The sequence below is a fragment of the Micromonospora lupini genome (genome assembly GCF_026342015.1).
Taxonomy (GTDB): Bacteria; Actinomycetota; Actinomycetes; order Mycobacteriales; family Micromonosporaceae; genus Micromonospora; species Micromonospora lupini_B.
This window is the reverse complement of the sequence record NZ_JAPENL010000001.1, coordinates 870,775-897,056: the sequence shown is the minus strand read 5'-3', so window position 1 is coordinate 897,056 and position 26,282 is coordinate 870,775. Positions and strand designations below refer to the sequence as shown.

Sequence of the window (26,282 nt, the reverse complement as noted above, 5' to 3'; positions counted from 1 at the left end):
CATGCGGCTATCCCGCATCATCATGGCGCTCACGGTCGGCCTGGCCGTGGTGGCCGTGCCGACGGCAGCGGGGGCGGCTGCGCCGCAGCCGCAGCCGAGCGCGACCGCCGACCCGCCCCAGCCGCCGCCGTACCCGCCCACCGGACCGAACCTGACCGTCAACCGGCCGACGATCTTCCTCGGCGAGACGGTCATCCTGACCGGCACGGGCTTCGGCCCCAACGAGACCGTCGACATCGCGGTGACGGTGGCCCCGCTCGCCGCTCCGGCAGCCGGTCAAGAACCGGCGCGTCGCAGCGACGGCAGCACCGTGGCCATGGCGCCGGTAGCGTTCCAGGCGAGCGCTCCGCTCAACTTCACGGCGTACACCGACGCCCAGGGCCGCTTCACCAAGAGCTACAAGCCGTCGGTGACCGGTCACCTGACCTTCACCGCCACGGGCCGGGAGTCCGGCCGGACCGCCACCACCGAGCTGCGGGTGCTGCACAAGAAGCAGCCGCTGCCGGTCACCGGTGACAGCATCGGTACGCCCATCAAGCTCGGCGGCGGCCTCGTCGGCGCCGGCGCGATCATGCTGCTGCTGACCCTGGCCTGGCGTCGCCGCCAGCGCTTCGGCGGGGCCGCGCACTGACCGCGCACCATCAAGCGGGCACTGCCCGGATCGCATCGCACCTCAGGCTGGTGCCCGTCGGATCTTTCCGACGGGCGCCAGCCCATGTCACCCCTCCCACGAAACCCGTCGACCACCCTGGCCCGTGGCGCGTCCCGACGCGCACATCCGGCACAGTCGGGCGCCGGGCGTGATCGACACGGTATCGGCGAGGTGGGGGTGTCCCGCCGGCTGGATACCCCGATGTCGCCGATCTGGAGTCGATCACCCCGGTGCCCTGGGGAGTTGTCGGGTCGCGCGCTCGGCTGGGCGGTATGTCCGTTAGTGGGGGCCGTGGGGTGTGACCGGGTGCATCCGTGGGCCGGAATCGTGGCGGGCCGGGGGTCGTTACACACCCTGACGATCGCAGGACCACGGCCACCCGCCCGCGCCACGCCCCCGTCATGGGGGTGGGAATGGCCGGCCCGGCCGGGTCGTTGCAGACCCCCGAACGACCACAGGCCGCCGAGCGCACCGGCCCGATCCGGCACCCCGGCAGCCCGGCCCCGGGAATCACCCCGGCCCGACGGTCGTTACACACGGTCCCGGCGCCACGAGCCCCCCCCGCTCGCAGGCCGCCGAAACCCGGCGCCACGAGCCCCCGCTCGCAGGCCGCCGACCCTGAGACTTTCCCCCCTCTGAATCTGCAGCGCCGGACGAGGTGCTCACACCCCGCCGTGCCGACCCCCGTCGGTCGCGTGGGTGTTCCTACCCCCGAAGGAGCTACCCCTGATGAACACGATCTTCCGTAAGAGCATGCTGTCGGTTGCTGGTCTCGCGTTCGCCGGTGGTGTCTTCGCCGGCCCGATCGCCGCCCACGCCAACCCCGTCGACGCCAAGCCGGTCGCGGTCGCCGTGCACACCGCGGCGCCGAAGCCGCAGGGCGACCAGTCGCACATCACCCTCAACGACGAGCAGACCGCCAACGCCAAGGCCATCATCGCCGCCACGAAGAAGGCCGGCCTGCCCGAACGCGCCGCGGTCATCTCGATCGCGACGAGCCTGCAGGAGTCGAAGCTGGACAACCTGGGTCACCTCGGCGACGCCAACGACCACGACTCGCTGGGCCTGTTCCAGCAGCGCCCGTCCAGTGGTTGGGGCACCCCGGAGCAGATCACCAACCCGGAGTACTCGACGACCGCGTTCCTCAAGGGCCTGCGTCAGGTCGACGGCTGGCAGGACATGCCCCTGACCGACGCCGCGCAGACCGTGCAGGTGTCGGCGTACCCCGACGCCTACGCCCAGTGGGAGCAGCAGGCCACCGACCTGGTCGCCCAGCACTGGAACAGCTGACCCACCGCACGACCCGACCGACTGGCCGGCACCCTGAACCCCGGGATGCCGGCCAGCGGCACACCCAGCCCAGCCCGACCCGGCGGCCACCCCAAGCCGGAGACGCCAGCCAGCACATCTACGGCCGCGGCTCGTCCGAACAGCTTTTTCTTGGTCGTACCCCTGGGGATCTCAGTCGTGGTTTCCGCGGAGGATGTCGATCAGGGCGGCGACCAGCGCGAGCGCGATGATTCCCGTGGCGAGCAGTAGCGATTTCTCGAAGGCCGACGTCCAGTTGCCGTGGCTGTCGGCGAGCGAGGAGAAGAACATCGAGCCGACCGCGGCGATGCCGGCCGCCGCGCCGATGCGCTGGCCGGTCTGGAGCATGCCGGCCCCGCTGCCCGCCTGGGGGACCGGTACCTGGGCGAGGGTGAGCGTCTGATTGGGGGCGATGACCAGCCCGCTGCCGATACCGGCGATGAGCAGCGGGGCGGCGGTGACCCAGGGTGCCGGGGCGTCCGGTGCGAGGTGTAGCGCGAGCACTGTCGCGGCCAGGCCGATCACCACGCCGAGCAGTCCGATGGCGACCAGGGGGCGGCCGAAGCGGTTGACGATGCGTCCGCCCAGCGCGGACGCGGCGGCGGACCCGAGGGCGAACGGGGTGATGGCGAGACCGGAGACGAGCGCGCTGTAGCCGAGCCCGTTCTGCAGGAACAGGGTGAAGATGAAGAAGATCGCGGTGAATCCACCGAAGTAGATCAGCGCGATGAGAGATCCGAGTGTGTACGACTGAAAGGTGAACAGACGCAGGTTGAACAGTGGCTCGTGGTGCCGCGCGTACCACCGTTCCCACAGTCCGAAGGCCACGAGCACCGCCAGGCCAGCCGGGATGAGCGCCCACTTCCACGGCGTGCGCCACTGTTGTTCCTGTACGAGTGGCAGCAGGACCAGCACCACGCCGACGCCGAGCAGCAGCACACCGACCGGGTCGAGGCGGCGCCGACCGGGTTGGCCTTCGGGTCGGCCGGGCAGCAGTCGCCACCCGAGGATCACCGCGACGATGCCGACGGGCACGTTGACGAAGAAGACCCACCGCCAACCGTGCTCCTCACCGCCCAGGGCGATGAGCAGTCCGCCGAGCAGCGGCCCGACGGCGGTGGAGATGCCGATTGTCGCGCCGAGCAACCCGAACGGGCGGGCTCGTTCCGGCCCGCGGAAGAGTTGTTGGATCAACCCGATCACCTGCGGGTTGATGATGCCGGCGGCGGCGCCCTGAAGTAGCCGGGTGGCGACAAGCCAGGTGGGGGAGGGGGCCAGGCCGGCGAGCGCGCTCGTCAGGGTGAACAGCGCGATGCCGAAGACGAACGCGTTGCGTCTTCCGCGGAAGTCACCGAAGCGGCCGGCCGGTACGAGCACCAGCCCGAAGGTGAGCGCGTACCCGGAGAGGATCCACTGCAGGTCGCTGGGGGAGGCGTGCAGCGCGCGGTCGATGGAGGGCACCGCGACGTTGACGATGCTCACGTCGAGCAGCGTCATGAACGCGGCGACCAGCCCGACCCCGACGGCCTGCCAGCGCCGGCGGTTCTCGGCCGCGTCGACCGGCTGCGGCTCGTGCGCCGCGCTCATCGTGCCCCCCATTGACCGTCGATCATGCATTCTTGACCGCTACCCCGGTCAACGGGGGGCGAATCGTCGCGGGTGGTGCCGCGGGTCACGCCATCTGGCGGGCGCAGAACCGGGGGCCGAAGTCGAGGCCGGCCATCGGCGAGTCCTCGCGGTGCAGCAGGCCCTTCTCGGTGAGGTGGTGCAGTGGCGTGTGCACCTGCTCGTCGGTCAGTCCGGATTCTTCGGCGATCAGGTCGGGATAGGGCACCTGGCCACGTGCTTCGAGGGCGGTGACCGCCTGGTACACCCGCTGCTCGATCTCCGACAGCTGCACCTGCTGCATGATCTCCTCCTTTGCTCGTCCGCTCCGCGCGGACGGTCGCGCCGGGTCGGTTACCCCCTGCCTGACCGAAGATGCCCACTCGATCGGGCGGTTGGCAGCGCGGCGTGCTCGGGCCGCGCGGCGGGGGGTGCCCTAGGCTGCAACCGTGATCGTCTGGGATCTCGTCGTCGTCGGCGCCGGCCCCGCCGGCCTCTCCGCTGCACATGCCGCGGCCCGCGCCGGCGTTCGTACGCTTGTTGTCGAGCGGGCCGCGCATCCGCGCTACAAGACGTGCGGTGGTGGCCTGATCGGCACGTCGCTGGCGGCCGTGCGCGGCCGCATCGAGGTGCCCGCGCACGACCGCGTGGACCGGGTGACGTTCACCCGCGACGGCCGGCGGGAGTTCACCCGCCGCAACGGGAGTCCGGTGGTGACCATGGTGCGCCGCGAGGAGTTCGACGACCGGCTGCGCGCGGCGGCGGTGGCCGCCGGCGCGCAGATGCGGGAGCAGGTCGCGGTCCGCGCGATCGAGCAGGACCCCGAGGGGGTACGTCTGCGACTGGCCGACGGTACGACGATCGCGGCTCGCACGGTGATCGGCGCGGACGGCTCGTCGGGGGTGACAGCCCGGCACGTGGGTGTGCGCTACCGGCAGGTGGATCTGGGGCTGGAGTTGGAGGTGCCGGTGCCGCCCGCCGAGCAGGAGCGTTGGCGTGGGCGACTGCTGCTGGACTGGGGGGCGATGCCGGGCTCGTACGCCTGGGTGTTCCCCAAGGGCGACCGGCTGACCGTCGGTGTGATCGCTGGTCGGGGCGCGGGGGAGGGGACGCGCGCCTACCTGCGGCAGTTCGTCGACCGGTTGGGCCTGACCGGGCTGCCCGCGGAGCACGACTCGGGTCACCTGACCCGCTGCCGCGAGGAGGACTCCCCGTTGCGCAACGGCCGCGTGCTGGTGGTGGGGGACGCCGCGGGGCTGCTGGAGCCGTGGAGCCGCGAGGGCATCAGCTTCGCGCTGCGCTCCGGGGAACTGGCCGGCGCGGCGGTCGCCGACGGTGATCTGGCCGGGTACGAGCGGGCGGTCAGCGAGCGCCTGACGCCGGAGATGCGGGCCGGGTTCCGGCTGCTCGACCTGTTCACCCGTCGCCCGGAGGTGTTCCACGCGCTGTTGGCGACTCCGCCTGGTTGGCGGATGTTCGTCCGTTTCTGTCAGGGCCGGGCGAGCTTCGACGACATGCTGCGACGTCGGCCGATCCGGGCGGCGCTCGCGGTGCTGGACCGCCTGCCAGCGCCGCGTCGACCGGCTGCCAACGTCCACCCCTGAAGCGGGCGAGGCTGCCCCCCGCCTGCCCGGCCGCCTCGCCTGCGGGTCTGCACTCGCCTGCCCGCCTGCCCGCCTGCCCGCCTGCCCGCCTGCCCGCCTGCCCACGCCGCGCCGATGCCGATTGCCCACGCCGCTTCTGGCCATACACCCAGGATCCTAGGATGGTCTACGCGGTGTGCCGGCCACCGCACACGAAGGTCGAGGCGCTGTCAGCTGACAGACCGGTGCCAGGGAGCGCCCGCTGGCGGACAATGGCGGAGTAGGAGGGGGTGCCGATGGCTGAGCAACAGTTCACCGAGGACGAGTACGCGTTCCTGCGCCACATCCGGTTCGGGGAGCTGCCGCCCGCCGTTCGCCCGGACGAGCGCGTCGCGCTGACCGAGACCGATCCCGGGCGGGACCGGCCGGAGAAGGCCGAGGACCCGGTCCGCTGGAACGTGCAGGGCTGAGAGACGAGCAGGCGGGCCGGGGTGTCGCCACCCACGGCCCGCCGACGTCGCGCGATCAGAAGACCGGGACGCCCTCGCGTACCAGTCGCCAGTTGGGCTGGAAGAAGTCGGCCGGGTTGATCGTCCCCTTGGCCTGGGCCCAGTCGATGAGCAGTTGGCGGATCTCCTGCTGCTCGTTGTAGACCTGGGTCTTCACGATGCCGGGGAAGTTGCCGCCGCCGCTGCGCCGGTAGTTGTTCACCGCCACCACGAACTGCGCGTCGTCCGCGACTGGGGTGTCGGTGCCGGGCAGCACCAGTCGGGTGATCCGTTGACCGACAGGCTTCGAGATGTCGATGTCGTAGTCCAGGCCGGAGATCACGTCGTAGTTGTAGTCCGGCACCGTCGAGTCGTTGATCTGCTCGGTGTCCACGGGGGCGCCCGGGGCGAGGGTCCGGAAGTACTTCGCCGAGTACTCCAGGTACGCGCGCACCTCGGCGCCGCTGAGCACGACGGCTTCGAGGGTGTTGTCGTACACGTAGAGCCCGGCCACGTCGCGGATCTTGACGTCGCCGGAGGGGAAGACCGCGGTGCGGCTGAACGGCGAGGCCTGCGACAGCACCGGCAGGTCGGCGTACGGCGTGCCGGCCAGCGCCTTCGTGACGGTCTCGGCCTGGACGTGGTTGATGAAGTCCAGGATGGGGGTGTCCTTGTAGCGGGACTCCACAGCGGACATCTCCACGGTGGCCTGGGCCACCACCTGGTTGACGTACGCGATGGTCTTCTGGTGTTGCGCCCGCACGGCGGCGAGCACCGACGGGTCCTCGACCACCGTGTTGGTGTTCAGCATGCTGGCGGCCTTCTTGGTGATCGTCCACCGGCCACGCTCGCGGGCGAGGGTGAAGTCCATCCGGGTCAGCCGCTGGCCCCACTTCGACGGCTCGGAGAGCAGCACCTGCGCGCCGGTCCGCTCGTTGGTGACGAACCGCTCGACCACCTCGTTGTGGGCGTGGCCGAAGAGGATCGCGTCGATCCCCGGCACCTGCTGGGCGATGAGCGCCACCGGGTTCTCGTTCGGCAGCTCCGGGCCGTAGCTGGAGGTGCCGCTGTCGCCGCCGTGCGCGGAGATCAGCACGAGGTCCGCGCCGCGGGCCCGCATGATCGGCACCCACTTCGCGGCGGTCGCGATCATGTCGTCGAAGCGCAGCCTGCCCTCGACGTTGCCCCGGTCCCAGATGGCCACGCCGGGGTTGGTCAGGCCGAGGATGCCGACCCGCAGGGTCGGCGCGGCGAAGCCGAGGGAGACCTTCTTGATGACGTACGGCAGGAAGGCGGGCTTGCCGGTCTTCGCGTTGATCGCGTTAGCGGCGAGGGCCGGGAAACCGAGCTGGCGGATCCACAGGTCCAGCAGCGGCAGGCCGTAGTTGAACTCGTGGTTGCCCAGCGTCACGGCGTCGTAGTCGATGACGTTCATGGCCCGGGCCATCGGGTGCTTCGCGCCGGTGGCGGTGATCGGCTCCTGCTTGGCGTAGTACGTGGCGAGGGGGGTGCCCTGGATGGTGTCGCCGGCGTCGAGCACCAGCGTGGCCTTGCCGCGCCGCTCCCGACGGATCTGGTTGATCAGGGTCGCCAGCTTCGCGACGCCGATGTCGTTGTGCTTGCTGTCGTCGTACTCGGCGTCGCGGTAGTAGTCCCAGTTGTAGACGTTGCCGTGGGTGTCCGACGTGCCGAGCAGCGTGAGGTCCCAGGTGCGCGACCGGGCCGGACCCGCCGCCTGCGCGGGGGCGGCGGCGATCAGCGGGGCGGTCGCCGCCGCGGCGGCGGCAACGAGCACCTGGCGACGTGACGGACCGGAGGGAGAGGTCATGCCGTGCCTTTCCATGGGGGTGGACGCGCCTCGTGAGCGCCTCGCGCACCATAACGAGCGGAAGTCACTCCCGCCACGCCAGCCCCGATGTTCGCACCGGTTTCCCCCGGGGGCGGGCGCCGCGTGGTGCGGTGCCTGTGCCCCGGCCGTGGGGTCAGCGGGGCCAGGTGGCGAAGCGTTGCCGCACCCGCGCGACGTCGTCGACGCCCAGGCCGTAGCGGCCGAAACGCGTGTCGGAGAGCCGGTCCAGGTAGCGCCCGGCGGCTCGCACGTCGTCCGGGTCAAGTGCGGGGTCGACCTGCCGGGCGAGCACCAGCAGCTGCGTCACGTCGTAGTGCTCCAGGGCCGCGGCCACGTCGATGAAGTCTCGGACCTCCCGCCGGTTGACAAGCGCGGCGATCTTGTTGGCGACGAGGTCGCGCACGTCCATCACCGGGCCGAGGTCCATCACCACAGGGCTCTGCTGCCGATCGAGGCGGGCGAGGCTGAGCCGGATCTGTCGCCCGTCGCGGCCCACCACGAAGTCCTTCATGTCCTGGCCGTAGCCGTCGAACAGGTCGGCGAGCTCGCTGTCCGGGTCGGCGTCGGTGACGGTGAACCCGGCCCGCTCGAGTGCGACGCGCACCCCGGCGGTGGCCGCCGCGGCAGCACCCTCGACGTCGGCGAAGAGGTCCACGTCCTCGGTCGGCCTGGCGACCAGGCCGTGCGCGGCCCAGGCCACCCCGCCACCCAGCACGAACCGGTACGGCCCGGCGGCGGTCAGCGCCACCCGGGCCACCTCCCGGTAGAACTCGTGCAGGTGTGGTGCGATCACGCCGCGCGCAGGCCGCGGTGCCGGCTCTCCCAGGCGAGGCGGACGCCCCGGGGCAGGTTGAGCAACCGCCAGACCCGGCGCAGTGTCCGCCCGTTGATGAGGTTGCGCAGGTCGTCGGCGCTGGCGGTCTCGCGCAGCACGTTCTCGTACATCCAGAGCAGCTGGTCGGGGTCGGCGAGGTCGAAGGTGCGCTCGGCGTTCCACATCAACCGCACCGGCAGCTCCACGATGCCGCGGGTGGGACCGGTCAGCTCGGTGAGGGTGCGCGCCACGACGGCCGGACGACCCGGACGGGCCAGGAAGGCCACGCCGGTCGCGGTGGGCGAGACGGCCTGCATGCTGTCAGGGTAACGCCCGCCGGTCCCGGTGTCGCTCAGCGTGCTTCCTCCACCTTCGCGCCGCTGCGGGAATTGCGCGCGGAAGCTGCCGGATAACCGACTGCTCGCCCGGTTCCACGAGGCTAAGGTGGCCGCTTTCCGGTGGTTGTCTGAAGGGACTCGCGTTGAGCGGTTCGTCAATGTCGTTCGAGGCCGCCCGTCGTATTCTCGGCAAGCACGATCAGGGGTGGAGTGACCGGCTCGGCGCCCTGCTGGGGTTGGCGGCTCTGGGCAGCGGTGGTGCCGGCGCCCTGCTGCCGGCGATCAATGCGGCGTGGGGATGGATCGACCAGAAGAACGAGCTGGTCCAGCAGATCTCGATGGCCGTCGAGCGTTTCCGGGAACGCAGCCTCGGCGCTAAGGGTCGGGAGCGGCACCAGCTCATCGCGGCCGCGCACACCGCTGTTGTCGCGGGCGCGTTCTTCACTGCCCTGAGCACGGTGGTGGGCGAGGGCTACGCGAGTCTTCGTCTCACCGAGGTCGAGAAACAGAAGATGGTCCCGGGGGGTGGTGCCGTCACGCACGACACCATCGTGTCGTACCTGCTGGGTGTGGAACTGCCGCTGCCCTGGGCGGGCTGTGGGTTCGAGACCAACCTGGAGAACTCGGTAGCCCCGTTCTACGAGGTCATGACGGACCGCTGTCTGGGTTTCTTCCGGGGCCTCGACGCCTGGAAGAAGATCGAGGCCGACGCGGGCTGGCAGTTGGGGCAGTCGATGCGGGCGAGCATCATCACGACCGCGGTCACGACCTACCGCGGCGACTACCGGCGGCTGGCGGCCGACGTGCCGGAATTCGGCATGTGGGCGTTGCTTGACCAGATCGGGTTCGTGGGGGCGACGCAGGAGGCCGCGCACCGGACGTCAATGGAGTTTCAGCAACGGTCGCTCGCGCTCATGGAGCAGCTCCTCAGCGAGCTGCCGTCCCTTCTGAACAAGCAGCACGAACCCGACCGGATGATCATGGGGCAGCGTAACCGCCATCTTCTGTCGGAGCCGATCGCCCAGGTCACCGAGATGGATCAGATGTCGGGCCTGCAGATGCCGAGCATCGAGTCGGGTTATGTGAACCCGCACTTCCAGTGGGCAGTCACCGACGGTCAGTCCCGAACCTGGGAGGAGGAGTGGTGGAAGCAGCAGCGCAACGGGCGCCGTCTGGATCATTTTCTCGCCGCGTACTTCGCCTCGGCCCGCAGCGCGGAGCGCCCGCTGGTGATCCTCGGTCATCCGGGGGCCGGAAAGTCCCTGCTCACCAAGATCACGGCGGGGAGGCTGCCGGTCGAGCATTTCACCGCCGTCCGGGTGCCGCTTCGTGAGGTGAAGAATCCGGCGGGAAAGATCTACCAGCAGATTCAGGAGTTCCTGGACGACGACACCCATCTCGGTGTGCGGTGGCGTCAACTGTCGGACGCCAGTCAGGACGTCACGAGAGTGGTGCTCCTGGACGGCCTGGACGAGCTGATGCAGGCCACCGGCGCGACCGAGTCCGGCTTCCTGCACGAGGTCCAGGAGTTCCAGGAGAAGGAGTCATCGATCGGTTCGCCGGTCGCCGTCGTGGTGACCTCCCGTACCGTCGTCGCCAACATAGCCAACATCCCGGTCGGCTCGCTGGTGATCAAGTTGCGCGATTTCGACCGGGAGCAGGTCGGCGCGTGGGTCGACATGTGGAACGAGGTCAATCGGGAGCCGATCGCCAACGCGACTGTCAAGCCGCTCGCCGCGGACACCGTGTGGTCGATGGGTGAGCTGGCCCGTCAGCCGCTGCTCCTGCTCATGCTGGCGATCTTCGGGGCGACGGACGACCCGCCGGTGGACGGCGAGGGTCACGTCACGCAGGGGCAGCTCTACCAGTGGCTGCTCAACGGCTACGTGAGTCGTGAGGTCACCAAGGCGCTCCGGCCGGCGGGTCGACCGGTGGAGGGCGACGAGGCCGCCGCCCAGGCGGACCGCGAGCTGTGGCAACTCGGAATCGCGGCCTTCGCCATGTTCAACCGGGGACAGCAGTCGGTGAGTGGCCAGGACCTGGACGCGGACCTGGCGCCGATGCTGCTGTCGTCGGCCGGCCACAGCGGAAGCCGCACACGCCTGTCCCGCCCGCTGGACCCGGCGATGCGGACGATCGCTCGGTTCTTCTTCATCCACGCCGCGCAGGTCAACAGCAGTCTCGTCACCGGCAGCAGCTACGAGTTCCTGCACGCCACGTTCGGTGAATACCTGATCGCCTACCACGCGTTGCACCAGCTCGACGGCCTCGCCAGGGCGCGACGAGACCTCGCGTTCGGTCAGGAGTTGACCGATGACCAGTTCTTCGCGCTGCTGTCGCACCAGCAGTTGTCGGTCGGCGGCGCGATCATGCCCTTCGTGCGGGAACTGTTCGAGACCCGGTCGAGCGGGCAGCGGGCGGTGATCGTCGCCGAGTTGAAGACGCTGATCCGTTCCAGCCAGGAGCGCGAGACGTTCGGCCGGTTCCGTGCCTACAACCCGTCCGGGCGTAACCTGCTCGGTCGTGTCGCCGCCTACCTCGGCAACCTGCTCACGCTGCTCGTCGAACTCACCGACACGCCTGTCGCGCTGAGCGACCTCGTGCCCGACGATCGCGAGCCGCTGCCCTGGTGGCAGTCGACAATCCGGTTCCTGCACGCCGGTCTCGACGACAACGGCTGGGCGATGCTCCTCTCCGCGATCGATTTCTCCGGTGCTGACGAGCCGGTGGTGTCCAAGCGGCGCGTGCCGATCGACAGGCTGCTGCGACACGCCCACGAGGCCCGGCTCGCCGGAGATTCCCGGCGGGAGTTGCAGCTCCTCCTCGGCGCGACCGCCCTGCACGGCCGCCGGGTCGCGCAGTGGCACGACGAGCGCGGCGACGTGTGCATGAAGGTGGTGTCGTCCCTTGTTCACCGCGACGAACGCCCCGGCGACCACGAGATCATCATGGACGCTGCGGCCCTGCCGCCGGCGCAGGAGATCGTCAGCCTGCTCATCGAATATCTCGTCCACCACGCCGGTCGCCTCGAGTACGAGGACGTCCGGAAGCTCACCCAACTGGTGCTGTGGTCGAAGGGCACCGAGGCGGCGGTGCGGCTCGCCCCGGTGCTGGCGCAGCACCCGAACCTGTTCGTCGAGTTTCCCCGGCTGTTCACGATCTACGAGCGTGACCTCGTCGACGCCCGCGAGGTGGCCGAGGTGTTCGCCGCGATGCGGGTCGGCCTGGTCGTCTGGCAGGGTAGCGAGGCGCAGGCGTTCAAGGACGTGATCGGCCAACTCGTCAACAAGCAGCGGGGCCGGCTGCGCGAGGTCTCCATCCAGCAGATCAAGGACCTCTCCAAGTTGGCCCCCGAGGTCTCGCGTCCCGCCATCCCGCCGCTGGTCGCGATCCTGGCCGACGACTACCAGCGCCGGGGTGCGGTCGAGGTGCGCACGTCGCCGCTGTCGGACGGGCGGCACCGCAACGACCAGCCGAGGCCACCCGGCGTCGGGTAGGGCGGGCGATCGTTCGGCCCGGTGATGAGTTCTCGCGCCGGCACCCGTCATACCTACGACGGGACACGACGAGACGGGAGCATGACGTGACGAGTGCGGACACGCGGGAGCATGTGGACGTGGGTGGTCTGGTTGGGGTCGACGAGTCGGCGTTCGCGGGGCTGACGGCTCGGCACCGGCGGGAGCTGCACGTGCACTGTTATCGGATGCTCGGGTCGTTCGAGGACGCCGAGGACGCCGTGCAGGAGACGTTGCTTCGTGCGTGGCGGCGCCGGGAGACCTTCGCGGGGCGTTCGTCGTTGCGGGCCTGGCTGTACCGGATCGCCACGAACGCCTGCCTGGACCTGCTCGCCAGGTGCCGTCCGGAGCCCGCGACGGGTGGCGAGGTGCGGTGGTTGCAGCCGTATCCGGACCGGCTGCTCGACGAGGTGCCGGCGGGCGGCGCGGACGAGCCGGAGAGCCTCGCGGTCGCGCGGGAGACGATCGAGCTGGCGTACCTGGTGGCGGTTCAGCACCTCGCGCCGCGCCCACGGGCCGTGCTGATCCTGCGGGACGTGCTCGGCTGGCCGGCGAGGGACGTCGCGGAGTTGCTCGGAGACTCCGTCAACTCGGTGAACAGCGCGCTGCAACGGGCCCGCGCCGGCATGCGCGAGCACCTGCCCGCCGAGCGGCAGGACTGGACCGGCGGTGACGAGGACGCGCAGACGCGCGAGCTGGTGCGCCGCTTCACCGACGCGAGCGTGGCCAAGGACATCGACGGGCTGGCCGCGATGCTGCGCGACGACGTCCGCTACTCGATGCCGCCCACCCCCGGCGTCCACGTCGGCCGCGACGCGGTCGTGCACGACTGGGTCGCGGATGGCTTCGCGGACCTGGGGCGCCTGCGTGGCGTCCCGACCGCCGTGAACCGGCAGCCCGCCGTCGCCTTCTACCTGTGGCGCGAGCAGGAGAACGCGTACCTGCCGCTGACCATCGACGTCCTGCGCATCACCGGCGGGGCGGTCGCCGAGATCGTCATCTTCCACGACGACCAGTTTCCGCTGCTCGGGCTGCCGCAGCGCCTGCCTGCGGACGGCGCACAGTGACGGTCGCGGGCCGGACCCGCCGCGCCGGCCTACTCCGGGGGCTCGCCGGCACCGGCGTCCTCGCCACGCTCGCGGCGATGGTGGTCACGACCGTCGCCGCCGCGTTGGCCCAGGCCGTTGGGGTCGACTTCGAGGTCCCCGCTGGTGGGGAGGCGATCCCGCTGCCCGGGTTCGCCGTGGTGACCGGCTTCTTCTCGGTCGTGGGCGTCGTCATCGCCGCCGCTCTGCTGCGGTGGAGCGCGCGTCCCGCCGCGCGGTGGGTGTGGACGGCGGTGTCGCTGACCGCGATCTCGCTGGTCCCGCCGCTGGTCTGCGGGGCGAACACCGCCACCGTCGCCGCCCTCGTCGGGCTGCACCTCGTCGCCGCGGCGGTGCTGGTCCCGGCCGTGGCGTGGAGCCTGCGCGCCCACGTCGACTGACCACCCGCACCCGACGCCCCCTCGATTCGCGAAGACTCCTCGCCTGACCTATGTTCGTGGGGTCGCTCGCGTGGGAGGGGGTGTCGGGGATGGGTCTGCGGACGTTCATCGAGGGTTGGCCGGTGTATCGGCAGCTCACCGGCACCGATCCGTTGGGCCGGGGCGCGGCGGCCAAGTCGGCGCGCTCGGCCGGTCTGACCGCCCGCACCGAGTCCGCCGAGAGCGTGGCCCGGTCCGTCTGTCCGTACTGCGCGGTGGGGTGTGGCCAGCGGGTGTACGTGGCCGACGGGCAGGTCACGCAGATCGAGGGTGATCCGGACAGTCCGATCTCGCGGGGTCGGTTGTGTCCGAAGGGCGCGGCGAGCAAGAGTCTGGTGACCAGTCCGTTGCGGCAGACGACGGTCCGCTACCGGCGGCCGTATTCGACCCAGTGGGAAGACCTGGACCTCGACACCGCGCTCGACATGATCGCCGACCGGATGCTCGCCGCCCGCGAGCAGACCTGGGAGGACACCGACGAGCAGGGTCGGCCGCTCCACCGGACGCTTGGTTTCGCCAGTCTGGGTGGGGCGACGCTCGACAACGAGGAGAACTACCTCATCAAGAAGTTGTTCACCGCGATGGGGGCGTTGCAGATCGAGAACCAGGCCCGTATTTGACACTCCGCCACAGTCCCCGGTCTGGGGGCCAGCTTCGGTCGTGGCGGTGCGACGGATTTCCAGCAGGACATCGCCAACGCTGACGTCATCGTCATCCAGGGTTCGAACATGGCGGAAGCGCATCCGGTGGGTTTCCAGTGGGTGATGGAGGCCAAGCGCCGTGGGGCGAAGGTGTTCCACGTCGACCCGCGGTTCACGCGGACGAGCGCGGTGGCGGACGCGTACCTGCCGATCCGGGCGGGCACCGACATCGCCCTGCTCGGCGGCGTGGTGCGCTACATCCTGGACAACGAGCTGGACTTCCGCGAGTACGTGCTTGCCTACACCAACGCGGCGACGATCGTCAGCGAGCAGTTCAGCGACACCGAGGACGGCGACGGCTTCTTCTCCGGCTTCGACGCGGAGACCGGCAGCTACGTGCAGGACAGTTGGCAGTACGAGGGTCACGAGGGCTCCTCCGGCAGCGGGCACACCGCCCAAGAGCGTGACAACGCCGCGGGGCTGACGCACGAGTCGCACGGCGCGCAGGTGGGCGGTCAGACTCAGCGGGACGAGACGTTGCAGCATCCGCGCTGCGTCTACCAGATCCTCAAGCGGCACTTCTCCCGCTACACGCCGGAGATGGTGGAGCGGGTCTGCGGCATCCCGCAGGACAAGTTCCTCGAACTGGCCCAGGCGTGGACGGCCAACTCCGGGCGGGACCGCACCGGCATGCTCATCTACTCGGTGGGCTGGACGCAGCACAGCGTGGGCGTGCAGTACATCCGTACCGGGGCGATCATCCAGTTGCTACTGGGCAACATGGGCCGCCCGGGCGGTGGCGTCATGGCCCTGCGCGGACACGCGAGCATCCAGGGCTCCACGGACATCCCGACGCTGTTCAATCTGCTGCCCGGCTACCTGCCGATGCCGCACCACGCCGACCACCCCACCTTCGACGAGTGGGTGGACAGCATCCGGCACCCCGGCCAGAAGGGCTTCTGGGGCAACGCCCGGTCGTTCGCGGCCAGCCTGCTCAAGGCGTACTGGGGTGACGCGGCGACACCGGAGAACGACTACTGCTACGGGTACCTGCCGCGACTGACCGGTGACCACGGCACCTACCAGCAGGTGCTCAACATGATCGACGGGAAGATCAAGGGGTACTTCCTGCTCGGGCAGAACCCCGCGGTCGGCTCGGCGCACGGCCGCGCGCAGCGGTTGGGGATGGCGAACCTGGACTGGCTTGTCGTCCGGGACCTGTTCATGATCGAGAGCGCCACGTTCTGGCAGAACGGTCCCGAGGTGGCCACCCGCGAGATCGTGCCCGAGGAGTGCCGGACCGAGGTGTTCTTCCTGCCGGCGGCCTCGCACGTGGAGAAGGAGGGCACGTTCACGCAGACGCAGCGGTTGTTGCAGTGGCGGGAAAAGGCCGTCGAGCCGCCAGGCGACGCCCGCTCCGAGCTGTGGTTCTTCTACCACCTCGGCCGCAGGCTGCGCGAGAAGCTGGCCGCCTCGCCGCTGCCGCGCGACCGGGCGCTGCTCGACCTCACCTGGGACTACCCCACGCACGGTCCGCACGCGGAGCCGAGCGCCGAGTCGGTCCTTCGCGAGATCAACGGGTACGACGTGACGACCGGCCGCCCGCTGTCCAGTTTCGCCGAGGCCCGCGCGGACGGCTCGACAGCGATCGGCTGCTGGATCTACACAGGCGTGTACGCCGACGGCGTCAACCAGGCCGCCCGGCGCAAATCCCGCCACGAGCAGGACTGGGTGGCCGCCGAGTGGGGCTGGGCCTGGCCGGCGAACCGCCGCATCCTCTACAACCGTGCCTCGGCCGACCCGGACGGCAACCCGTGGAGCGAGCGCAAACGCTACGTGTGGTGGGACGCGGAGAAGGCCGAGTGGACAGGCTACGACGTGCCGGACTTCGAGAAGACCAAACCGCCGTCGTACCGGCCGCCGGCCGGCGCGTCCGGGCCGGAGGGCATCGCCGGTGACGATCCGTTCGTCATGCAGGGCGATGGCAAGGGCTGGCTGTACGCGCCCAGCGGCGTGCTGGACGGGCCGCTGCCGACGCACTACGAGCCGGTGGAGTCGCCGGTGCGCAACCCGCTCTACCGGCAGCAGGCCAACCCGACCCGCAAGTCGTACGCGCACCCGGTGAACTCGGTCAACCCGAGCCCGCCGCAGGAGCACAGCCAGGTGTTCCCGTACGTGTTCACGGTCAGCCGACTCACCGAGCACCACACCGCCGGCGGCATGAGCCGCACGGTGCGCCCATTGGCCGAGCTGCAGCCGGAGATGTTCGTCGAGGTGTCGCCGGAGTTGGCCGCCGAGGCCGGGCTGGCGCATCTGGGCTGGGCGCACCTGATCAGCGGGCGCGCGGTCATCGAGGCGAAGGTCCTGGTGACCGACCGGATCACCCCGCTGCGGGTGGACGGCCGGATCATCCACCAGCTCTGGTTGCCGTACCACTTCGGTTACGAGGGTCTGGTGACCGGCGACTCGGCGAACGACCTGTTCGGCATCACCCTCGACCCCAACGTCCTCATCCAGGAGAGCAAGATCGGTACCTGTGACGTCCGGTCGGGCCGCCGGCCCACCGGAAAGGCGCTGCTCGACCTGGTCGCCGACTACCAGCGGCGTGCCGGGATCACACCGGGCGGACACGCGCCTGCAGTCACCACCGACCAGGACGTGGAGGGGCGCGATGGTTCCTGACCCGAACAGCCTCTACGGGCCGCTCGATCCGGCGCCGGACGCCGGCTACGAGGATGCGCCGCCGCGGATGGGGTTCTTCACCGACACGAGCGTGTGCATCGGGTGCAAGGCGTGCGAGGTGGCCTGCAAGGAGTGGAACGGCGTTCCGGGCAGTGGCCTGGATCTGCTGGGGATGTCGTACGACAACACGGGGGCGTTGACCGCGAACTCGTGGCGGCACGTCGCGTTCATCGAGCAGCCGCGACCGACGGGGCACGGCAGCGCGGCGTTCGCGGGCACGCCGACCGGCGCGACGGTCAGCGCGACGTCGGCGGCGGTCGCCGCCGGCGCCACCGGCCCGACCGGCACCGATCCGGGCCTGCCGGCCGGGTCACCGGCGGCCGCCGCGCGAATGGCCGACGGCTCCCCGCCCGACGCCACCCGACCCGTCACCGGCCACGATGGCCGGCTCGACGTGCTCGGCGACCCGGTCGCGGCACACCCCACCGGCAGGCATCCCACCGTCACGCCCGACGGCCGGCCCGGTTCGGCCGGGACCAACGGCGGCGCGGGTCCGCAGTTCCTGGGGATGCCGGGTGGGCAGCCGCCGGGGCGGGGGACGGGTGTGGAGCAGCGGTCGGATTTTCGGTGGTTGATGATGTCGGATGTGTGTAAGCACTGCACTCATGCGGCTTGTCTGGATGTGTGTCCGACGGGGTCGTTGTTCCGGACGGAGTTCGGGACTGTGGTGGTGCAGGAGGACATCTGTAACGGGTGTGGGTATTGCATTTCGGCGTGTCCGTACGGGGTGATCGATCAGCGTAGGGATGATGGTCGGGCGTGGAAGTGCACGCTGTGTTATGACCGGTTGGGTGTGGGGATGACGCCTGCGTGTGCGCAGGCGTGTCCGACGGAGTCGATTCAGTACGGGCCCCTGGACGAGTTGCGGGAGCGGGCGGCGGCGCGGGTGGAGGCGTTGCGGGAGCGGGGTGTTCCGGAGGCGCGTCTGTACGGGCACGATCCGAATGATGGTGTGGGTGGTGACGGGGCGTTCTTCCTGTTGCTGGACGAGCCGGAGGTGTACGGGTTGCCGCCGGATCCGGTGGTGACGACGCGGGACCTGCCGGCGATGTGGAAACGCGCGGGCCTCGCCGCGCTGGCCATGACGGCCGCGACAGTCGCCGCGTTCGTCGTCGGCGGATCCTCGTGAGTCCACAGCGCCCCGAGGTGGGCGACCGGTTCCGCCGGTTCCGCGACCGGCTGGCCGCACACGATCCACTGCTGCCGACGAACAGCGGCCACGACGCCGCGACGAACAGCGGCCACGACGCCGCGACCTCTGGCGGCCACGACGCCGCGACGAGCGGTGGCCCGGCCGACGCCGCGCCCGGCCTGGCGTCGCGCGACGGCAGCGGCCGCCAGGCGGGAACCGTCGAACCGGACCGCCGACGGTCCCGTCGTCGGGGCGGTCGCCGTGGTGGTGGCGGCGAGGAGCTTCGGGTGCCGGAGGCGACGTTCACCTCGTACTACGGCCGGCCCATCCTCAAGGCGCCGGTGTGGAAGTGGGACATCGCCGCGTACCTGTTCACCGGTGGGCTGGCCGCCGGATCGTCGCTGCTCGCCGCGGGAGGGCAGCTCACCGGCCGGCAGGTGCTGCGCCGCGCCGGACGGGTCACCGCGCTGGGCGCCGTCAGCGCCAGCGCCGTCTTCCTGATCCGGGACCTGGGCCGGCCGGAGCGGTTCCACCACATGCTGCGGGTCGCGAAGCCGACCTCGCCCATGTCGGTGGGCACCTGGATCCTCACCGTGTTCGGGCCGGCCGCCGGAGTCGCGGCGGTCGCCGAGGCCGCCGGCTGGCTGCCCCGGCGCGGTCTGCTCGGGTTGGTCGGCCGGGCGCTGCCGCCGGCCGGGCACGCCGCCGGCCTGGTCGCCGCCGCCACCGCGCCGGCGCTTGCCACGTACACCGGGGTGCTGCTCGCCGACACCGCGGTGCCGTCGTGGCACGAGGCGTACCCCGAGCTGCCTGTCATCTTCGCGGGCAGCGCGCTGGCCAGCGGCGCCGCCGTGGGGCTGCTCGCCGCGCCGCCGGCGCAGGCCGGGCCGGCCCGGCGGATGGCGGTGGCCGGCGCGGCCCTGGAACTGTTCGGCGCGCACCGGGTGGAGACCCGCCTGGGGTTGCTCAGCCAGCCCTACCGGTCGGGGCGACCCGGCCGACTGCTGCGCGCCGGCCGGCTGCTCACCGCCGCCGGCGTGGCCGGGGCGCTGCTCGGGCGGCGCAGCCGCGCGGCGGGCGCGGTCGCCGGGGCCGCGTTGCTCGGCGCTTCGGTCGCCACCCGGTTCGGCATCTTCTACGGCGGCGTCGCGTCGGCGCGCGACCCGCGCTACACAGTCGTGCCGCAGCGCGAGCGGGTGAACGCTCGGCGGACCGGGGCGGATCCGGCGGCTGACTGAGCGGCGGCTCCGCCGTTGTGATCGAATGTCCGACGGAGGCGTTCAGGCGGCTGGTGCCCCTCCCGGTCTTCAAAACCGGTGTGGTCCGGGACCCGGGCCAGGCGGGTTCGATTCCCGTCCGTCTCCGCCAACGGCGGCAGGAGTGACGTGATGGGCGACGGCAGCGCGGACCCGCGACGTCGGGTGCCCCGCACCGACACGCTGCTCGGCGACCCGCGGCTTGCCGCGGCCGTCGCGACCCTCGGCCGGGACCGGGTCAAGGCCGCCGTCGTCCAGGCCCAGGAGCGGGCTCGTCGCGGTGAGATCGAGCCCGACGAGGTCCGCGACGCCGCGCTCGCCGGACTGCCCGCCCCGGGTCCGCGCACGGTCCTCAACGCCACAGGCGTCGTCCTGCACACCAATCTGGGTCGGGCGCCGCTGTCACCCGCCGCCGTCGCCGCCGTCGCGGCGGCAGCCGGGCACACCGACGTCGAGCTGGACCTGCGCACGGGCCGGCGGGCGCGTCGCGGCCGGGACGCGCTCGACGCGCTGGCCGCCGCCGTGCCGGCCGCCGCCGCCGTGCACGTGGTCAACAACGGCGCCGCCGCGCTGGTGCTGGCGGCCACCGCGCTGGCCGCCGGCCGGGAGATCGTGGTCAGCCGCGGCGAGCTGGTCGAGATCGGCGACGGTTTCCGCCTGCCGGACCTGCTGGAGAGCACCGGCGCCCGCCTGCGCGAGGTGGGCACCACCAACCGCACCACGCTCGACGACTACGCGGCTGCCGTCGGCCCGCAGACCGGGTTCGTGCTCAAGGTGCACCCGTCGAACTTCCAGATCACCGGCTTCACCTCGGCCACACCGGTACGCCAACTGGCCACGCTCGACGTGCCGGTGGTCGCCGACATCGGCTCCGGGCTGCTCGCCCCGGACCCGCTGCTGCCCGACGAGCCGGACGCCACCGGCACCCTGCGCGCCGGCGCGACCCTGGTCACCGCGAGCGGCGACAAGCTGCTCGGCGGCCCCCAGGCCGGCCTGCTGCTCGGCGACGCCGCCCTCGTCGAACGGCTGCGCCGCCACCCGCTGGCCCGGGCGCTGCGCGTGGACAAGCTGACCCTGGCCGCGCTGGCCGCCACCCTGCACCGCCCGGACACTCCGACGCGGACCGCGCTGCACGCCGACCCGGCCGCCCTGCGCCGCCGGGTGGAGCTGCTGCGCGACCGGCTCGGCGCGGACGGCCGCAAGGCGGAGGTCGTCCCGGCGGTCGCCGTGGTCGGCGGAGGCGGCGCCCCCGGCGTCGAGCTGGACTCGTGGGCGCTGAGCCTGCCCGAGCGGTACGCCGTGCCGCTGCGCACCGGGGACCAGCCGGTGCTCGGCCGGGTGGTGCGGGGCCGCCTCCTGCTCGACCTGCGCTGTGTGCCCGTCGACGCCGACGAGGCGGTCCTGGCGGCCGTGCTGCGCGTTCCCGGGGACGACTGAGCATGATCGTCGTCGCCACCGCCGGGCACGTCGACCACGGCAAGTCGACACTGGTTCGGGCGTTGACCGGGATGGAACCCGACAGGTGGGCCGAGGAGCGCCGCCGGGGCATGACCATCGACCTGGGTTTCGCCTGGACGACGTTGCCCTCCGGCGCCACCATCGCCTTCGTCGACGTGCCCGGGCACGAGCGGTTCGTGCCGAACATGCTCGCGGGCGTCGGCCCGGTGCCGGCCGCGCTGCTCGTCGTCGCCGCCGACGAGGGGTGGATGCCGCAGTCCGCCGAGCACCTGGCCGCGCTCCACGCGCTCGGCGTCGGGCACGGCCTGCTGGTGGTGACCCGCGCGGACCTGGCCGACCCCGCGCCGGCCGCGGAGCGCGCCCGCGCCGAGATCGCGGCGAGCAGCCTCGGCGCGGTGGAGACGGTGGCGGTCAGTGGGCTGACCGGCGCCGGCCTGCCGGAGCTGCGGGCCGCGCTGGACCGGCTCGCCGCCCGGCTGCCCGACCCCACCGTGGACGCCCCGGTGCGTCTCTGGGTGGACCGCAGCTTCACCGTTCGGGGCAGCGGCACAGTCGTCACCGGCACCCTGGGCGCCGGCCGGTTGGGCGTCGGCGACGTGCTGGAGCTGGCCGGGGCCGAGGAGACGGTCCGGGTTCGTGGCCTGCACTGCCTGGGCGAGGCCCGTACCGAGGCGGCGGCCGTGGCCCGGGTCGCGGTCAACCTGCGCGGTACGCCCCGCGACCGGCTCGGCCGCGGCGACGCGCTGCTCACCCCCGGCCGGTTCCACCGCACCGACGTCATCGACGTACGGCTCACCGGCGACCCGGCCGCCGACCTGCCGGCCACCCTCACCCTGCACGTGGGGTCGGCGGCGGTGCCGGTCCGCGTGCGCCCGCTCGGCGCGGACACCGTCCGGTTGCGGCTGGCCCGCCCGCTGCCGCTGCTGGTGGGCGACCGGGCGCTGCTGCGCGACCCCGGCCGACACCACGTGACCGGCGGCGTACGGGTCCTCGACGTGGCGCCGCCGCCGCTGTCGCGGCGAGGTGCCGCCGCCGCCCGCGCGACGGTCCTCGCCGACCTCGACGGTCGACCCGACCTGGCCGGTGAGCTGCGCCGCCGTCGGCTGGTCCGGGTCGGCGCGCTGCGACGGATGGGCGTGCCGGTGCAGGCCACGCCGGTGGCCGGTGACTGGCTGGCCGACCCCGGCCACTGGCAGCGGCTCGGCGAGCAGCTCACCGAGGAGGTCGGCCGGTACGCCCGCGAGTACCCGTTGGAGCCGGGCATGCCTGTGGACGCGCTGCGTCAACGCCTCGCCCTGCCCGACCGGGCGCTCGTCGAGGCGCTGATCCGCCCGCCGCTGCGGGTCCACGGCGGGCGAATCGGCACGGCCGCCGTCGACACCCTGCCGGAGCCGGTGGCGCGGGCCGTGCAGCGGGTCCGCGCCGAGTTCGCCGACAGTCCCTTTCGCGCCCCCGAGGCGGACCGCCTCGTCGACCTGGGCCTGGGCCCCCGGGAGATCGGCGCGGCGGTACGCGCCGGCGCGCTGCTGCGGCTGGCCGACACCGTGGTGCTGCTGCCCGACGCGCTCGACGCGGCGGTGACCGTGCTGGCCGGGCTGCCCCAGCCGTTCACCCTGTCGGCGGCCCGACAGGCGTTGGACACCACCCGCCGGGTGGCGGTGCCGCTGCTGGAGTTGCTGGACCGTCGCGGCGCCACCCGCCGCCTGCCCGACGACGCCCGGGTCGTCGTCACCTGAGCACGCGGCGGCAGGCGAACCTGCCGTGTTCGCACGCTCATCGCGGTGCCTGTGGCGTTCCGGCGGCCCGCCCGCGTTCGTGGGCGGCCAACCGGCCCCCCGACCGTCGTCGGTCACCTACGGTGACGCCATGGACCCTTCGGCGGTCTGGCGGGACCGGCAGCACCAGTGGCGGATCGAGGCGTACCGGGCGCCGGATCTGCGCTTCGCCATCTACGCGACAAACGGCCCCACCGAGTCGGTGCCGCTGTGGCTGTTCGGCATGTCGGCGTTGGCCCGGTGGTTGATGACCCACGCCATCTCGCTCGACGACCTGGAAGTCGACTGAGCCCTCGGACGGCCGGAACCGGACCCGGAGCCGGGCGCGCTGCGGTTAGGTGACCTGAGGCGGTCAACGGGGGTGCGCGGTGGGCGGTCAGCTGGGGCAGGTGGCGCTGGTGGCCGTGCTGGTGCTTGTCAACGCCGCGCTCTCCGGCAGCGAGATGGCGTTGGTGACGCTGCGGGAGGGGCAGCTGCGGCGGTTGGGGCGGCGGACCCGCGCCGGTGACCGGCTGGTCCGACTCTCCCGGGATCCCAACCGCTATCTGGCCACCGTCCAGCTCGGCATCACCCTGGCCGGATTCCTCGCCTCGGCGGCCGCGGCGGTGTCGCTCGCCCAGCCGCTTGTCGGCCCGCTGGGCTTCCTCGGCGCGGCGGCCCGCCCGGCCGCGGTGCTGCTGGTGACTGTGGTGCTCACCTTCGTCACGTTGGTGCTGGGCGAGTTGGCGCCCAAGCGGCTGGCCATGCAGCGCGCCGAGCGGTGGGCGCTGCTCAGCGCCGGCCCGCTGGATCTGCTCGCCCGGGTGTCGCGCCCGGCGGTGTGGCTGCTCAGTTGGGCCACCGACCGGGTGGTCCGGCTGGCCGGTGGGGACCCCCGGGCCAGCCGGGAGGAGATGACCGAGGAGGAGCTGCGGGAGATGCTTGTCAGTCAGCGTGGCCTGTCGGCGCAGCAGCGGGAGATCCTGACCGGCGCGTTCGACATCGCCGGTCGGACGCTGCGCGAGATCCTGGTGGCCCGCCGGGAGGTGACCACGCTGCCGACCGACCTGGCCGCCGACGAGGGAGTACGCCTGCTGGCCGTCGCGGGCCGGTCCCGCGCCCCGGTGACCGGCCCCGGAGGTCTGGACGAGGTGGTCGGCGTGGTGCACATCCGCGATCTGGTGCGGGCCGACGCCGGGACGGTGGGGGAGCGCGTCCGGTCGCCGTTGCTGCTGCCGGTCACCCTGCCGGTCGCCGACGCGCTGCGCCGGCTGCGCCAGGAACACCAGCAACTGGCCCTCGTCGTCGACGAGCACGGCGGCATCGACGGCATCGTCACGCTTGAGGACCTGCTGGCCGAGGTCGTCGGCGAGCTGTACGACGAGACCGACCGCGACGTGCGCGGCGCGACCCGGGAGCCGGACGGGTCGCTGCTGGTGTCCGGTGACTTCCCCCTGCACGACCTGCCCGATCTGGGTGTGCGACTGAGCTTCCCGCTGTCGCGGGAGTACACGACGGTGGCCGGGCTGGTGCTGGCACGCCTGGGTCACCTGCCGGACGGGCCGGGTGAGACGGTGCGGTTGCCCGGCCTGACCATCGAGGTGGTGGAGGTCGCCGACCGGGCGGTGCGGCGGGTGCGGCTGCGCGGGTTCGTCGCGGACCGCTGACCGCGTCGCCCGGACGGGGGACAGGACGCCCGAAGAGCCGCCGGGTGGTTGCGTGCCGCCTACCGTGCGGTACGTGAAGGACCGAGGGTTGCGTACGTTCGTCACAGTGCTCGCCGGCCTCGCGGTGATCTACTTCGGTAGCGCCGGCCGCAGCCCCGAGGAGGGCCGTGGCATCTCCGGCGGGGTGGTCGTCCTGGCGCTGCTCGCCGCGCTCGGCGTGTGGCACCTGACCCGACCGGGAGACAAGACCGTCAAGTGAGCGGCTCACCCGGCGGCGGCACGGGTGACCTCGCCGGCGGACTCCTCGCCGAGCGCCACCCGGACCAGCGCCGAGGCGAGCCGCCCGAAGTCCGGTTCGTCGACCAGCCCGGCCAGCCGGTCCGGTGAGCCCGGCAGGCCCAGCCGCTTCGCGCCGGCGAGGGCCCGACGATCGGCGTACGGGCGCAGGTCGGACCACACCGTCTGGGCCTCACGCAGGTAGATGTCCGCGCCGGTGGGTCCGATGCCGGGGAACTCGGTGAGTCGGCGGCGCAGCCCGGCCGGGTCGCCCTGGGCGTCGCGGTGCAGCCGCCGCAGGTCGCCGTGCCAGCGGTCCAGACACAGCCGGGCGCCGGTGCCGAGCATGGTGGCGGTGCGCTCGTCGTAGCGGCGGTAGTGTCCGCGGCCCAGCGCGTCGACCCGCTGCTGCCAGGTAGCCGCCTCCATCGCCTGCGGTGTGCGGTAGCCGGCCGCGAACAGCTCCCGCGCGGCGTCGACGGCCACGCACGCCCGGATCCGGGTGCTCAGCAGGGTGGCGAGCACCAGCAACTGGTACAGCGGTCCGGGGCGGTCGGCGAGCCGGATGCCGGCCTCCTCGGCGTACGTGTTGCCGCGCCGGTCCAGCAGGACCCGCACCACCGCTCGATCGTCACCCACACCCCATGGGTACCCGTCTGGCGACCGGCTAGCCCTCCCGCGCGTGAGCGGGGCCGGAATGCCCTCGGGTGGGGCGGGTATGCGCACGGTGGAGGCGGTCGATGCCGTCTGCCGTACCCGGAGGGGAGACACCTCGTGACGAACCCGCAGCAGCAGGAGTTCCGGCGCAACGCACTCGGTGGGACCAGCCAGGACAACAAGGGCCCCGCCCCGGGCGCGCACCCGGCCAACCGTGGCACCTCGCGAGGTGACCAGGGTCGGCCGGTGCCCAAGGGGCAGGTGTCGCCGTACGGCCCGGCGGGTGAGCCGGTCGCCGAGGACGACAGCGACACCCGGGCCTAACTGGCGCGACCTGACGGCCGCCGCAACCTGTTCCAGGTGGCGGCGGCCGTCAGTCCGTACGCCAGGTGCGGGATGATGTCGGAGATCCAGTCGGAGCGCCGCCAGGTGCGCGGGTCGCTGATCCCCAGCACGGTGATGGACCCGTCGGTCATCGCCATCACGCCGGCGCCGAGCACGCCGGTGGCCATCGGCAGGGGCTGGCGCCGACCGCCGGCGTACAGCGCGAACGCCACGCCCGCGGCGATGCCCAGCCCGTAGCCGATGAGGGGCCCGAGCCCCGAGCGGCGGTTCGCCGCCCGGGGCCCCGACCCCAGGTCCAGGTGCGCGATGCCGGCCAGCCGGTCGACGGTCTGCTCGGGTGTGCTGCTCGCCGGCCGCGCCCGCAGGGCGATGTCCAGGTAGCCGACAACGTTGAGCGCGGTGCTGCCGACGGCGCCCGCGATGGCGCCGTCGGCCAGGTCGACAGCCCTCACTTCGGGTCGCCTGGTTCGCGTTCACTCTTGGGGCCGTAGGTGCGCTCGCCGCGCACGACGCCCCGTTGGCCGCGATCCTCCTGCAGGATCCGGTTCGCGACCTGGTTGGCCTTGCCGTCGGGCACCCGGCGTCCGGAGTCGTCGATCGCGTTGCGGATCCGCGCTCGCTGCTTGTCGTACGCGTTGCTTCCCGGCCGTGGTCCTGGCATCTGCTGCCTCCTTCGT

At 72.2% G+C, this 26,282-nt stretch carries 24 protein-coding genes and 1 tRNA gene; 17 read left to right on the top strand and 8 right to left on the bottom strand.

The window, feature by feature from the left end:
- The first annotated feature begins 1 nt into the window (after position 1).
- Positions 2-631, top strand: coding sequence for a hypothetical protein (locus OOJ91_RS04180; RefSeq protein ID WP_266242664.1), 630 nt, complete (start codon positions 2-4; stop codon positions 629-631).
- Between the two features lie 750 nt (positions 632-1,381).
- Positions 1,382-1,942 carry a hypothetical protein gene (locus OOJ91_RS04175; protein ID WP_266242662.1) on the top strand — a complete coding sequence of 187 codons (561 nt, stop codon included), beginning with the start codon at positions 1,382-1,384 and terminating at the stop codon, positions 1,940-1,942.
- A 171-nt stretch (positions 1,943-2,113) separates the two neighbouring features.
- Here the strand turns inward: OOJ91_RS04175 and OOJ91_RS04170 are convergent, their stop codons facing one another.
- Both OOJ91_RS04170 and OOJ91_RS04165 read right to left on the bottom strand, forming a co-directional pair.
- Positions 2,114-3,547 carry an MFS transporter gene (locus OOJ91_RS04170; RefSeq protein ID WP_439117017.1) on the bottom strand — a complete coding sequence of 478 codons (1,434 nt, stop codon included), beginning with the start codon at positions 3,545-3,547 and terminating at the stop codon, positions 2,114-2,116.
- An 85-nt stretch (positions 3,548-3,632) separates the two neighbouring features.
- Positions 3,633-3,869 (bottom strand): hypothetical protein, encoded by a 237-nt coding sequence (locus tag OOJ91_RS04165; protein WP_266242658.1) that lies wholly within the window; start codon positions 3,867-3,869, stop codon positions 3,633-3,635.
- Positions 3,870-4,014: 145 nt separating this feature from the next.
- Between OOJ91_RS04165 and OOJ91_RS04160 the strand changes: the two genes are divergently transcribed.
- Entirely contained in the window at positions 4,015-5,169 is a 1,155-nt protein-coding gene (locus tag OOJ91_RS04160; RefSeq protein WP_266242656.1) for a geranylgeranyl reductase family protein, read from the top strand.
- Positions 5,170-5,444: 275 nt separating this feature from the next.
- Positions 5,445-5,618 carry a hypothetical protein gene (locus tag OOJ91_RS04155; protein ID WP_266242653.1) on the top strand — a complete coding sequence of 58 codons (174 nt, stop codon included), beginning with the start codon at positions 5,445-5,447 and terminating at the stop codon, positions 5,616-5,618.
- A 55-nt stretch (positions 5,619-5,673) separates the two neighbouring features.
- Here the strand turns inward: OOJ91_RS04155 and OOJ91_RS04150 are convergent, their stop codons facing one another.
- The 3 genes from OOJ91_RS04150 to OOJ91_RS04140 all read right to left on the bottom strand — a co-directional run bounded on the left by OOJ91_RS04150 (position 5,674) and on the right by OOJ91_RS04140 (position 8,616).
- A complete protein-coding gene (locus OOJ91_RS04150) occupies positions 5,674-7,464 on the bottom strand; it encodes a bifunctional metallophosphatase/5'-nucleotidase (protein WP_266242651.1) in 1,791 nt (596 codons plus the stop codon).
- A gap of 154 nt (positions 7,465-7,618) precedes the next feature.
- Positions 7,619-8,278, bottom strand: a complete 660-nt coding sequence (locus tag OOJ91_RS04145) for a nucleotidyl transferase AbiEii/AbiGii toxin family protein (protein ID WP_266242650.1) — start codon at positions 8,276-8,278, stop codon at positions 7,619-7,621.
- Positions 8,275-8,616 carry a hypothetical protein gene (locus OOJ91_RS04140; RefSeq protein ID WP_266242648.1) on the bottom strand — a complete coding sequence of 114 codons (342 nt, stop codon included), beginning with the start codon at positions 8,614-8,616 and terminating at the stop codon, positions 8,275-8,277. The genes OOJ91_RS04145 and OOJ91_RS04140 overlap by 4 nt, the downstream gene beginning before the upstream one ends.
- A gap of 179 nt (positions 8,617-8,795) precedes the next feature.
- Here OOJ91_RS04140 and OOJ91_RS04135 point away from each other — a divergent pair, with 179 nt between their 5' ends.
- The 12 genes from OOJ91_RS04135 to OOJ91_RS04080 all read left to right on the top strand — a co-directional run bounded on the left by OOJ91_RS04135 (position 8,796) and on the right by OOJ91_RS04080 (position 24,586).
- The gene (locus OOJ91_RS04135; protein WP_266242647.1) at positions 8,796-12,134 is read left to right on the top strand and encodes an NACHT domain-containing protein; all 3,339 of its coding nucleotides are present in this window, start codon (positions 8,796-8,798) and stop codon (positions 12,132-12,134) included.
- 86 nt (positions 12,135-12,220) lie between these two features.
- Entirely contained in the window at positions 12,221-13,219 is a 999-nt protein-coding gene (locus OOJ91_RS04130; protein ID WP_266242645.1) for an RNA polymerase subunit sigma-70, read from the top strand.
- Positions 13,216-13,638 (top strand): DUF6069 family protein, encoded by a 423-nt coding sequence (locus OOJ91_RS04125; RefSeq protein ID WP_266242644.1) that lies wholly within the window; start codon positions 13,216-13,218, stop codon positions 13,636-13,638. The genes OOJ91_RS04130 and OOJ91_RS04125 overlap by 4 nt, the downstream gene beginning before the upstream one ends.
- Positions 13,639-13,727: 89 nt before the next feature.
- Positions 13,728-17,000, top strand: coding sequence for a formate dehydrogenase (gene fdh, locus OOJ91_RS04120; protein ID WP_266242643.1), 3,273 nt, complete (start codon positions 13,728-13,730; stop codon positions 16,998-17,000).
- Complete coding sequence (locus OOJ91_RS04115) at positions 16,990-18,189, top strand: 4Fe-4S dicluster domain-containing protein (RefSeq protein WP_266242642.1); 1,200 nt, start codon at positions 16,990-16,992, stop codon at positions 18,187-18,189. The genes fdh and OOJ91_RS04115 overlap by 11 nt, the downstream gene beginning before the upstream one ends.
- The gene (nrfD, locus tag OOJ91_RS04110; protein WP_266242641.1) at positions 18,186-19,430 is read left to right on the top strand and encodes an NrfD/PsrC family molybdoenzyme membrane anchor subunit; all 1,245 of its coding nucleotides are present in this window, start codon (positions 18,186-18,188) and stop codon (positions 19,428-19,430) included. Before OOJ91_RS04115 ends, nrfD begins: the two co-directional genes overlap by 4 nt.
- A gap of 34 nt (positions 19,431-19,464) precedes the next feature.
- A tRNA-Sec gene (locus tag OOJ91_RS04105) sits at positions 19,465-19,560 on the top strand.
- A gap of 20 nt (positions 19,561-19,580) precedes the next feature.
- Complete coding sequence (selA, locus tag OOJ91_RS04100) at positions 19,581-20,885, top strand: L-seryl-tRNA(Sec) selenium transferase (RefSeq protein ID WP_266242640.1); 1,305 nt, start codon at positions 19,581-19,583, stop codon at positions 20,883-20,885.
- A gap of 2 nt (positions 20,886-20,887) precedes the next feature.
- On the top strand, positions 20,888-22,642 hold the full coding sequence (gene selB / locus OOJ91_RS04095) for a selenocysteine-specific translation elongation factor (RefSeq protein ID WP_266242639.1): 1,755 nt from the start codon (positions 20,888-20,890) through the stop codon (positions 22,640-22,642).
- Positions 22,643-22,772: 130 nt separating this feature from the next.
- Positions 22,773-22,970, top strand: coding sequence for a hypothetical protein (locus tag OOJ91_RS04090; RefSeq protein ID WP_266242638.1), 198 nt, complete (start codon positions 22,773-22,775; stop codon positions 22,968-22,970).
- A gap of 79 nt (positions 22,971-23,049) precedes the next feature.
- A complete protein-coding gene (locus OOJ91_RS04085; RefSeq protein ID WP_266242637.1) occupies positions 23,050-24,327 on the top strand; it encodes a hemolysin family protein in 1,278 nt (425 codons plus the stop codon).
- 73 nt (positions 24,328-24,400) lie between these two features.
- The gene (locus OOJ91_RS04080) at positions 24,401-24,586 is read left to right on the top strand and encodes a hypothetical protein (protein ID WP_266245401.1); all 186 of its coding nucleotides are present in this window, start codon (positions 24,401-24,403) and stop codon (positions 24,584-24,586) included.
- Positions 24,587-24,591: 5 nt separating this feature from the next.
- Here the strand turns inward: OOJ91_RS04080 and OOJ91_RS04075 are convergent, their stop codons facing one another.
- A complete protein-coding gene (locus OOJ91_RS04075) occupies positions 24,592-25,242 on the bottom strand; it encodes a hypothetical protein (protein ID WP_266242636.1) in 651 nt (216 codons plus the stop codon).
- Between the two features lie 135 nt (positions 25,243-25,377).
- Here OOJ91_RS04075 and OOJ91_RS04070 point away from each other — a divergent pair, with 135 nt between their 5' ends.
- Positions 25,378-25,584 carry a hypothetical protein gene (locus tag OOJ91_RS04070; RefSeq protein WP_266242634.1) on the top strand — a complete coding sequence of 69 codons (207 nt, stop codon included), beginning with the start codon at positions 25,378-25,380 and terminating at the stop codon, positions 25,582-25,584.
- On the opposite strand, the gene OOJ91_RS04065 is transcribed toward OOJ91_RS04070, so the two are convergent.
- Both OOJ91_RS04065 and OOJ91_RS04060 read right to left on the bottom strand, forming a co-directional pair.
- Entirely contained in the window at positions 25,581-26,057 is a 477-nt protein-coding gene (locus tag OOJ91_RS04065; protein WP_266242632.1) for a hypothetical protein, read from the bottom strand. The two genes, OOJ91_RS04070 and OOJ91_RS04065, sit on opposite strands and share 4 nt — an antisense overlap.
- A complete protein-coding gene (locus tag OOJ91_RS04060) occupies positions 26,054-26,266 on the bottom strand; it encodes a phosphatidylethanolamine-binding protein (protein WP_266242631.1) in 213 nt (70 codons plus the stop codon). The genes OOJ91_RS04065 and OOJ91_RS04060 overlap by 4 nt, the downstream gene beginning before the upstream one ends.
- Positions 26,267-26,282 lie beyond the last annotated feature (16 nt).